This window comes from Achromobacter sp. 1011791174, from assembly GCF_059760925.1.
In genome coordinates, this window is record NZ_JCBANH010000167.1 from 1 (window position 1) to 6436 (window position 6436).

6 protein-coding genes are annotated in these 6436 nt (G+C 69.2%); 2 read left to right on the forward strand and 4 right to left on the reverse strand.

Going from position 1 to position 6436, the window contains the following annotated elements:
• Nucleotides 1-65 precede the first annotated feature (65 nt).
• From AC6LJ5_RS29695 to AC6LJ5_RS29705, 3 genes are all read right to left on the reverse strand, one after another.
• Nucleotides 66-1295 carry a CaiB/BaiF CoA transferase family protein gene (locus tag AC6LJ5_RS29695; RefSeq protein ID WP_392410168.1) on the reverse strand — a complete coding sequence of 410 codons (1230 nt, stop codon included), beginning with the start codon at nt 1293-1295 and terminating at the stop codon, nt 66-68.
• Between the two features lie 413 nt (nt 1296-1708).
• A complete protein-coding gene (locus tag AC6LJ5_RS29700) occupies nt 1709-2857 on the reverse strand; it encodes an acyl-CoA dehydrogenase family protein (RefSeq protein WP_103272185.1) in 1149 nt (382 codons plus the stop codon).
• Nucleotides 2858-2897: 40 nt separating this feature from the next.
• Nucleotides 2898-3521, reverse strand: a complete 624-nt coding sequence (locus AC6LJ5_RS29705) for a TetR/AcrR family transcriptional regulator (protein ID WP_103272184.1) — start codon at nt 3519-3521, stop codon at nt 2898-2900.
• 257 nt (nt 3522-3778) lie between these two features.
• On the opposite strand from AC6LJ5_RS29705, the gene AC6LJ5_RS29710 reads away from it, so the two are divergent.
• A complete protein-coding gene (locus tag AC6LJ5_RS29710) occupies nt 3779-4771 on the forward strand; it encodes an NAD(P)H-dependent flavin oxidoreductase (RefSeq protein ID WP_103272183.1) in 993 nt (330 codons plus the stop codon).
• Between the two features lie 41 nt (nt 4772-4812).
• Nucleotides 4813-5553 carry an enoyl-CoA hydratase-related protein gene (locus AC6LJ5_RS29715; protein WP_103272182.1) on the forward strand — a complete coding sequence of 247 codons (741 nt, stop codon included), beginning with the start codon at nt 4813-4815 and terminating at the stop codon, nt 5551-5553.
• Nucleotides 5554-5575: 22 nt separating this feature from the next.
• Here the strand turns inward: AC6LJ5_RS29715 and AC6LJ5_RS29720 are convergent, their stop codons facing one another.
• Nucleotides 5576-6409, reverse strand: a complete 834-nt coding sequence (locus AC6LJ5_RS29720; protein WP_212318031.1) for an enoyl-CoA hydratase/isomerase family protein — start codon at nt 6407-6409, stop codon at nt 5576-5578.
• Nucleotides 6410-6436 lie beyond the last annotated feature (27 nt).

The following is a 6436-nucleotide window of genomic DNA, read 5'->3' on the forward strand; positions in this document are numbered from 1 at the left end:
GGCCTGACATTCCCGCGCGCCGCGCCGGGCAGGCACGATGCCCGCGACGCGGCCGCGCGGGAATGTCAGGCCTGGCCCTGCGCCAGCGCCTGGATTTCATCGGCCGACAGGCCCAGCTTCTCGGACAGCACCTGCGCCGTGTGCTCGCCCAGCATGGGCGGGGCGCGGTGGTACTCGACAGGGCTGCCGGACAGCTTCAGCGGGCTGGCGGCCATGGGCACCTTGCCGGCGGCCGGATGCGGCAGCTCGCGCTTCATGCCGCGCGCCAGCACCTGCGGATCTTCGTAGACCTGGTCCAGCGTGTTGATCGGACCGGCCGGCACGCCCACGCCTTCCAGCGCGGCCAGCCAGTGGTCGCGCGCGCCCGTGGCCATGCGCTCGGCCAGCAGCGGCACCAGTTCCTCGCGGTTCTTCACGCGCTGCGGATTGGTCGAGAAGCGCGGATCGGCGGACAGCTCGGGCAGGCCGATGACGCCACAGTAATTGCGGAACTGGCTGTCGTTGCCCACGGCCACGATCAGGTGGCCATCGCTGGCGGCGAAGACCTGATAGGGCACCAGGTTCTGGTGCGCGTTGCCGGCGCGGCGCGGCGCCTTGCCGGAGGTCATGTAGTTCAGGTTCTGGTTGGCCAGCATGGCCACCTGGCAGTCCAGCAGCGCCATGTCCACGTGCTGGCCCAGGCCGCTCCTGCTGCGCTCGTGCAGCGCCGCCAGGATGCCGACGGTGGAATACATGCCGGTCATCAGGTCGGCCACCGCCACGCCCGCCTTCTGCGGACCGCCGCCGGGCAGGTCGTCGCGTTCGCCGGTGATGCTCATCAAGCCGCCCATGCCCTGGATCATGAAGTCATAGCCGGGGCGGCTGGCATAGGGGCCGGTCTGGCCGAAGCCGGTGATGGAGCAGTAGATCAGGCGCGGATTCAGTTCCTTCAGGCTGTCGTAGTCCAGCCCGTACTTGGCCAGGCCGCCGACCTTGAAGTTCTCGACCAGGATGTCGCTTTGCAGCGCCAGCTCGCGCACCAGCTCGGCGCCGCGCGGCGAGGCGATGTCCAGCGCCACCGACAGCTTGTTGCGGTTGGCCGACAGGTAGTAGGCCGCCTCGCTGGTGTCATTGCCGGCCGCGTCCTTCAGGTACGGAGGCCCCCAGGCGCGGGTATCGTCGCCCGATCCCGGGCGTTCGATCTTGATGACTTCGGCGCCGAGGTCGGCCAGGTTCTGGGTGCACCAGGGGCCGGCCAGCACGCGGGTCAGGTCCAGCACGCGGATGCCGGTGAGAGGGGCGGGACGTTGCGACATCTGATCTCTACGCTCATTCAAAAATGAAAACGTCCGGTCCGCGCTGCACTGCGGGCCGGGCGGGGATTCCGTCATGCCGGCGGCTGGCCGGCGCTCGCGCCGCGCCGCCTTGCGATTCGTCGTCGGGCTAGTGTGCTGTCCCGCAGATACGCCCGCACGAAATCCACCCCTAGCCGCCATGGCGTCGTTGCAAATCCTCGCGATACCTTCGGGTATCGCTGCGGTTTGCGCCTAGCCCTGACGTCTATGGATGAATTTCGTCATGCGAACGTACCTACGGCACAGCACACTGCTGGATATTAGCCTTTAGCCGGCATCGACGGGACGCGGCGGCCGGGACCTGTCGACGCGACGGACGCTGGCCGGACCGCCGGCGCATACGCCCACCGCCCCGCGCCAGGATCGCCGCAAGTTCAGGAATGGGCCTTGATGGTCTCGCGCGCGATCACCAGCTGCTGGATCTGCGAGGTGCCCTCGAAGATGCGGAACAGGCGCACGTCGCGGTAAAAGCGCTCGACCGCGTACTCGGACATATAGCCGGCGCCGCCGTGGATCTGCACCGCGCGGTCGGCCACGCGGCCCACCATCTCGGTGGCATAGAGCTTGCAGCAGGCCGCCTGCATGGTGGTGTTCTCGCCGCGGTCGCGCATGCGCGCCGCGTCCAGCACCATGCAGCGCGCCGCGTACAGCTCGGCCTGGCTGTCGGCGATCATGGCCTGGATCAGCTGGAATTCCGCGATGGGCTGGCCGAACTGCTTGCGGTCGATGGCGTACTTCACCGCGTCACGCAACAGACGGTCGGCAATGCCCACGCACAGCGCGGAGATGTGCAGCCGGCCCTTGTCCAGCACCCGCATGGAGGTGCGGAAACCGTTGCCTTCCTCGCCGCCCAGCAGCGCGCTGGCGGGCACGCGGCAGTTGTCGAACACCACGTCGCTGGTCAGCGCGCCGGACTGACCCATTTTCTTGTCGGGCCGGCCGATGGACAGGCCGGGCGTGCCCGCCTCGACCAGGAAGCAGGAGATCGAGGCGGCGCGGCGCTCGGGCGCGGTGCGCGCCATGACCGAGAACAGGCCGGCGATGGGCGCGTTGGTGATGTAGCGCTTGGTGCCGTTGAGCACGTAGTGGTCGCCGTCGCGCTCGGCCGAGACGCGCAGCGCCATGGCGTCGGAGCCGGCGTCCGGCTCGGTCAGCGCGAAGGAGCCGATCAGCTCGCCGCTGGCCAGCCTGGGCAGGTAGCGCGCGCGCTGCTCGTCGGTGCCGGCCAGCACGATGGCCTGCGAGCCGATGCCGATGTTGGTGCCGGCCAGCGAGCGGAAGGCGGGCGAGGTCTGGCCCAGCTCGAACACGACCCGCACCTCTTCTTCCATGTTCAGGCCCAGGCCGCCATGCTCGGGCGCGATCGACAGGCCGAACAGGCCCAGCTCCCGCATTTCACGCACGATGTCCGGCGGCACCTGGCCGCTGGCGGCCAGTTCGTCCTCGGCGGGGATCAGGCGTTCGTGCACGAAACGGCGCACGGCGTCCAGCAACAGGGTCAGGGTTTCGGTGTCCAGGGCCATGATCAGGGTCTCTTCCAGGGGTCCGGGTGGGCGACGGCGCTCAGGCGCGCATGCCGCCGACCAGTAATTCGTAATAGCCGGCGGCGATGGTTTCGGCGTCATCGCCCATGCCGGGTTTGTACCAGCGCACCATCCAGTTCAGCATGGACAGCACCGCGCGGCCGGTGGCCGCCACGTCCAGCGGCCGGAACACGCCCTCGGCCACGCCTTGCGCGATCACTGCGCGCAGGCGCTTCTCGTAGCCGTCGCGCAGGCGCGCGGCGTCCTCGCGCTCGGGCAGCGCCATGCCGGAATAGCCGATCAGCATGGTGACGAATTCGGCGTGGTGCCGTTCGAAATAGCGTGCATGGCCCAGCATGAAGGCGCGCAGCCGCTCGGCCGGGCTCGCCGCCTGGTCCAACGCCTGGCCGACATGCCGCGTCAGGCCTTCCAGCACCGCCAGGATGATGGCGTCGTAGATGTCCTGCTTGGTGGTGAAGTAGTGATAGATGGCGGCCTTGGACACGCCCAGCGCCGCCGCGAGGTCGGCCACCGAGCTGCCGTCGTAGCCGCTATGCGCGAACAGCTTGGCGGCTTCTTCCAGGATGCGTTCGCGTGGCGCCGCCAGCGTGGGCGGCCGGCCCGCGCGGGCGCGCTTCTGGGCGGGGGGAGCGGTATGCGCCATGACAGGGCCTGTTGGGACTGCGATTGGACAGAAGTTGCGGCTGGAACTACGACCGGGATCGCGCTTGCGATCCGCGCTGAAATCGGGGCGGCGCCCGCCCATCAGGACGCGAGCGAACCTCGATTGACAGCGGCTCGGCGCATGCCGTTAAATAAGGATTAATTAATTACCGGACGGTCGGTAGGTAATTATAGGCACAGCCTGCGGCAGGGCTCAAGCGGTTTGTTCCACGCCCCGCGCGCTCCCCATCCTGACCCATGAACGCACGCGTAGACACCATGCCCCATCCTCTCGTGACTGATTTGTATGGCCAGATGTCCCTGCCGGTCATCAGCGCCCCGATGTTCATCGTGTCCAATCCCAAGCTGGTGCTGGCGCAATGCACCAGCGGCGTGGTCGGCTCCTTTCCGGCGCTGAACGCCCGCCCCCAAAGCCTTCTGAACGACTGGCTGGACGAAATCCAGGCCGGGCTGGCCTCGTACCGCGAGGCCCATCCGGGCGCCAAGGTCGCGCCCTACGCGGTCAATCAGATCATCCACCAGTCCAACGACCGCCTGGAACAGGACCTGGCCGTCTGCGCCAGCCACCGTGTGCCACTGATCATCACCAGCCTGCGCGCGCCGGGCGACCTGGTGAAGGGCATCCACGACTGGGGCGGCAAGGTCTTCCATGACGTCACCACGCTGCGTCACGCCGAAAAGGCGCTGGAAGCCGGCGTGGACGGCCTGATCCTGGTCTGCGCGGGCGCGGGCGGCCACGCCGGCACGCTCAGCCCCTTCGCGCTGCTGTCCGAGGTGCGCCGCTTCTATGACGGCCCGCTGATCCTGTCAGGCGCCATCACCACCGGCGAACACGTGCTGGCGGCGCAGGCCATGGGCGCGGACTTCGCCTACATGGGCACGCGCTTCATCGCCAGCGAGGAAGCCAACGCCAGTGAGGGCTACAAATCCGCCATCGTCGATGCCAGCGCCTCGGACGTGCTGTACACGCCGTTCTTCACCGGCATCCCCGGCAACTATCTGAAAGCCAGCGTCGTCGCCGCCGGCCTGGATCCGGCCAACCTGCCGGCGCCCGACAGCGGCGCGTCCAACTTCGGCAGCGGCCGCGCCAAGCCCTGGAAGGACATCTGGGGCGCGGGCCAGGGCGTGGGCGGCATCGACAGCGTGCTGCCCACCCGCGAGATCGTCGCCAGATTGCGGGCGGAGTATGCCCAGGCCCGCGCCCGCCTGGCCGGCGCGGACTTCGCGTAAGCACGGCGCCACGCAACGCCCCCGACCCGGAGAACGCCGCCATGAGCGCAGGCCTGAACATCGACCGCGACGGCGCGGTCCTCACCCTGACCATCAACAGGCCCGAGCGCCGCAACGCGCTCGACAACGCCACCTACGCGGCGCTGACAGAACAGCTGGCGCGGGCGTCGGCCGACGCGTCCGTGTCGGCGGTCATCCTGACCGGCGCCGGCGAGCACTTCACCGCCGGCAACGACCTGCGCGATTTCCAGGCCGAGCGCGGCGCGGGCGACAGCGCCGCGATGAGCTTCCTGCGCGCGCTGACGACGACCGATGTCCCGGTCATCGCGGCCGTCGAGGGCTATGCCGTCGGCATCGGCGTCACGCTGTTGCAGCACTGCGATTTCGTGCACATCGGCGAAGGCGCCACGCTGCGCCTGCCCTTCGTGGCGCTGGGCCTGTGCCCGGAAGGCGCGTCCAGCCTGCTGCTGCCCAGGCTGGCCGGCGCCCGCCGCGCCGCCGAATGGCTGCTGCAGGGCAAGGCCTTCGGCGCCCGCCAGGCGCTGGAAGCCGGGCTGGCCACCACGGTCACGCCCGCCGGCCAGGCGCTGGTGGCGGCCCGGGCCACGGCGGCCGATCTGGCGGCCCAGCCGCCGGCCGCGCTGCGGCTGACCAAGGCCATGCTCAGGCGCCCGGACCACGAGGCCATCCAGGCCACGCTGGACTATGAAGCCGAGCAGTTCCGCGCGCGGCTCGCCACCGAGGAGGCCCAGGCGGCGTTCGCACGGTTCTTCAAGAAGTAGGTGGACGGCGCCAACGCCGGGCTCAAAACGGCGAGTCAGGCCGGAAGTTCGGCGCGCGGCGCTCGCGCAGCGACTGGATTCCTTCGCGCACGTCCGGGCCGGCAAAGCCCATGAACTCCAGTGCCAGCGAGGTATCGAAGCTGGGGCCGGCCATGCGCAGCCAGTTGTTCAGCGAATACTTGGTCCAGCGGATCGCGGTCTGCGAGCCGGCGGCCAGCTTGTTGGCCACTTCGAAAGCCTTGGCGATCAGCTCGGCCTCGTCCACGCACAGCGACACCAGGCCGATGCGCTCGGCTTCCTCGCCGGACACGGTCTCGCACAGCATCAGGTAGTACTTGGCCTTGGCCATGCCGCACAGCAGCGGCCAGACAATGGCCGCGTGGTCGCCGGCCGCCACGCCCAAGCGGGTATGGCCGTCGATGATGCGTGCGTTGCGCGCGGCGATGGAGATGTCGGCAAGCAGCCCGGCCACCAGGCCGGCGCCCACCGCCGCGCCGTGCATGGCGGAAACGATGGGCTTGTTGCAGTTGATGATGTTGTAGACCAGGTCGCGGGCCTCGCGCCAGACGCGGGCGCGCACGTCGAAATCGTCGGCCATCTGCTGCACCAGCCCCAGGTCGCCGCCGCCGGAAAAGCCCTTGCCCTCGCCGCGAATCACCACCACGCGCGTATCCGGATCGGTATCGATATCGCGCCAGATGTCGGCCAGCTCGCGGTGCATGCGGTCGTCAGCGGTGGACAGCTTGCCGGGCAGGCCGTCCTTGGCGCCCATGATCAGCTCCAGCACGCCCCCGGGATGCCGGCGCAGCTTCAGGGACTCGTAGGCGGCGTAATGTTCCAGCGTGATGTCGGTCATTGTCTTCTCCGGTGACGCCGGCGGGAC